The organism is Bacteroidales bacterium, assembly GCA_014860585.1.
Taxonomy (GTDB): Bacteria; Bacteroidota; Bacteroidia; order Bacteroidales; family 4484-276; genus RZYY01.
Genome location: JACZJL010000054.1, coordinates 1 through 4,126 on the forward strand (window position 1 = coordinate 1; position 4,126 = coordinate 4,126).

The window sequence follows — 4,126 nt, forward strand, 5'->3', positions numbered from 1 at the left end:
CCGAAAATGAAAGCGAGGTCAGCTATTCCATTACTGATATGGATGGAAGGGTGATCGAACAATCCGGTTTCATCGGCTGCGAGGCCGTGCTCGATGTGAGCAGCTTCAAGCCTGGGTTGTATGTGATCAGGATGGAGATAGGAGGGGAGGTTGTAACAAAGCGGCTTGTGGTGATGTAGATCGTATTAAACCTGTCAGGTTTTAGAAACCTGACAGGTTTTCAGGAGGTGAATACTAAATACAGGAATAATGGCTAATGCTGCATTTAACATTATTTATAAATAAACTCGTAAGAATAAACAAGATAGGATTTCAATTTTGTTTTAAATTTACACCTAATTTTTCATGTTAATTTTTTACTCTGTATATCAGTTCTTTTTACGTTTCATCCAATCCTTAACTTCTTCTTAAACAAATATTTAAAATGCTGACCCTACCAGGAACACTGCTGAATGTGTGTGGCCTTAAGGCCGACAATAATCGTTTGAGCAACATCAGTTTAGTTGATGACTACATGTTGTTGCCGTTTGATCTGGGCTTGGTTAACTTCTGGCGGGCAGACGACATCAATGGCAATAGTTCTACAAACCAGGATTCCGCATGGATTTTCGTGAAATACCATTTGGTAACAGAAAACTGGCGCTATGCATGGCTGAACATCTGTGTTCACCCCGTTACCGGCACTGCTTTTCATGACGGACTGCGAGTTCGGGACAGTTCCTATCATATCCACCACAACCCTAAACAAGGGACTAGAATCTGCTGCCCGGCTTTTGGCACAACTGACTTTACGTTTACCGGCTCACTGTTCCGCCTGAACTGCGGCTACGATAGAATGAATTATCTTCTAAATTGAAATTATTTGAGTTAACACTTTATTATTCACCTTAATCACATTGCTATGAAAAAGAAATCTTACCTTTTGTTTGTAGGTTTTTTTGTGATGACTGTGTTGTTTTTGAGTACAGCCCTGGCACAGACAATCAACGAACCTGTTAAATCCGGCGAAAGGAATTTACAGGTTAACTCTTTTACCCGCGAGAGCATTGCTGCAACGGCATCTCCCGGCATTCAATCCGGAAATCGATCTGAAAACGTTTTGCCGGTAAACGGCAATGAAAGTGCATGCTGTGCAATCACAAGGATAACCGGGCGCCACAGCATGACATTGATACCAGAAGAATTGGCTCATGTTTTTGAGCAAACCCGATCCTCTGTGCACGTTCAATATCCCAAAGCACCCACCGATGATGCATCTATTCTTCTTGTTGCAACTACCCAAGTTGGTGGTTCGGTACAGCAGGCACTATCCGAACTTGGCTACACTTATGATTATACATATAGTGAAAATGACTGGACCGGGATTAATTTTAGTCCATACGATGTGGTGATCATCGCCATGGATGGAGGATTAGTTGGTGCGCCAAGCCTGCTTAAAATCCGCACCGACGTCATTGATGCCGGCAAACGGGTGATCTTTATTGGTGGTACTTGTTACCAACCTTTTGCAGCAGGTGTCAATCAGTACCTGGTTCAAAACAATGTAAATAACTATTGTTGGAGCATTTCAGCTCAACTCCAATTCACTGTGACCCAGCCGGCTCACGACCTGGCACAGGGACTTGCTAGCCCCTGGAACTTCGTCAATAACTCCGCCGGTTATTATGCCTTACGCGCAACCGATCCGGACATCGATGTAGTTGCCCAGAACGGTGACAACTGGCCCATCCTGTTCTACAAAGGCGACAATTGGCCGAATGTGAAGGGCAACAATGCTAAAGGCGGAGGCGACCTGATCTGGTTTACGAATACCGCTAATGAAGGATACTGGTCCAATCCCTCTGATTTTGCGCTCCTGAAACAGATGATTTCCAACAGCATTTTATATACAAGTTCTTGTTTCGAAACGGTATTGCTCATCTCCACGACAGCCGTTGATAATTCAGTTAAAAAGGCGCTTAATGAACTGGATTACACATATAGTGATATTTTTTCTTCTGATTGGACCGGTATTGATTTCAGTCCGTATGATGTGGTCATCATTGCCATGGATGGAGGAAGTGTAGGTGAGTCGAGTCTGCTTAAAATACGCACCGACGTTATTGATGCCGGCAAACGGGTGATCTTTATTGGTGGTACTTGTAACCAACCTTTTGCAACAGGTGTAAATCAGTATCTGGTTCAAAACAATGTAAATAACTATTGCTGGAGCATTTCACCTACACCTCAATTGACTGTTGTTCAACCTGGCCACTGGCTTGCAGAGGACGTGCCAAGTCCTTATAATTTTGCCAATAACTCTACCGGTTATTATGCTTTACGCGCAAACGATCCAGACATAGATATCGTTGCCATGAACGGAGACAACTGGCCAAACCTGTTTTATAAAAATGGCAACTGGCCGGGCTCAAAGGATAATAAAGCCAAAGCTGTTGGTGATCTTATTTGGTTTACCAATACTGCAGCAGACAATTATTGGAGTAACCCTTCCGATTTTACCTTACTGAAGCAGGTTATTGAAAATTGTCTTTCATGTGCATCGCCATGCAATAATCCATCTGACGGGGGTGCTATTGCAGCCAGTCAAACCATCTGTACCAATACATCCCCTGATCCGTTAATCCAGACTGTTGCCCCGGGCGGCAATCCGGTGGGAACCCTGGAGTACAAATGGCAAAGCGCAGCTAATGGAACGGATTTTTATGATATTCAGCCTCCTGCCGCCTCGGAAGGCTACAGCCCGCCTGCACTTGCGGCCACCACTTGGTACAAACGCCTGGTAAAGGTAGATTGCGAAACGGAATGGGTGGAATCGAATGTTGTGGAGGTTACAGTCGAGGAAGAACTTTCACTCTCCTGTCCTGAACCCATCACCGTTAACAATGATGAAGGAGCTTGCGGTGCATCTGTTGAATTTGCTGCAACGGCAGTAGGAACACCAACTCCGACCTTGACTTATACATTAGATGGAACTGAAATTTCCTCGCCACATCTTTTCGACGTTGGTACTCATACTGTTGTGGTTACTGCTGAAAATGATTGTGGATTGCTGGATTGTTCCTTCACGGTAACGGTGAATGATAACGAACCGCCAACAATCACCTGTCCGGAAGACATTACGGTAAATAATGACGAGGGTCTTTGCGGAGCAGTGGTGAGTTATGATAACCCGGTCGCTTCGGATAATTGTGGAGGATCTGTTACCAACCCATTGATCTATTTCACCGCTACATTTGAAGGAAAAATATATTCTGCAAATGCTGACGGTTCAGGCACACCCACTCTGCTATATGATCCGGATGATGGTATTCCAATTTTTGGGCCGGTTGGAATAGAAGCTGATCTTGGTTCGGGAACTCTTTACTGGGGTGGAGGTAACCATGGTAATATTTACAAAGCACCGGAGGACGGCATGGGGACTGTAACAACAATTCCAAGTACCAACGGTTGTTGCGAACATCACGATTTAGAAATTGATCTGATCAACGGAAAAATATATTTTACGTTAGCTGGAATCGGATTAGCAGTCGCAAATCTGGATGGAAGCGGCACAGCTACAAGCCTTACCACAACATATGCAACCTCGATGGCATTAGACCGTACCAACAATAGAATCTACTTTGCATATCCGGATTTTTATGGCATTAATGTAATAAATACCAATGGCACAGGGGAAGTCAGTAATTTCATAGCAGCCGGCGATCAAGTCAGGGGAATAACCATCGACGAGGCTGCCGGCCGGCTGTATTGGGCCGACATGGGTGAAGGGAAAATTTATACTGCAAAGGCAGATGGTACCGAAACACCCTATATTTTATACGATGACGGTGCAACAGGCAACGTTTACGGAATAGATTACGATGCTGCCAACGGATTGTTGTACTGGACAGTTTTTAATAATTCAAGTGGCATTGACTACATCATCGTTGCTCCGGCCAACGGTTCGGGTACCCCAACCGTACTTTATACCGGTTCCTATGGCAGTATCCGGGGCATTGCCTCGGGCAGAAATATACATGGCATGACTGGAGGCGCAGGAACACCGGTTTCTGTGGTTTGTACGCCACCGTCGGGGTCTTTATTCCCTGTAGGGACAACAACTGTAGAGTGTGTTGCAACCGATGCT

At 44.8% G+C, this 4,126-nt stretch carries 3 protein-coding genes; all 3 read left to right on the top strand.

Features of this window, described 5'->3' with window-relative positions:
- The coding region (locus IH598_06280) for a T9SS type A sorting domain-containing protein (GenBank protein ID MBE0638104.1) at positions 1-179 on the top strand (179 nt) is incomplete at its 5' end.
- A 245-nt stretch (positions 180-424) separates the two neighbouring features.
- Positions 425-856, top strand: a complete 432-nt coding sequence (locus IH598_06285; protein MBE0638105.1) for a hypothetical protein — start codon at positions 425-427, stop codon at positions 854-856.
- A 45-nt stretch (positions 857-901) separates the two neighbouring features.
- A partial coding sequence (locus IH598_06290; GenBank protein ID MBE0638106.1) for a hypothetical protein occupies positions 902-4,126 on the top strand: 3,225 nt, incomplete at its 3' end.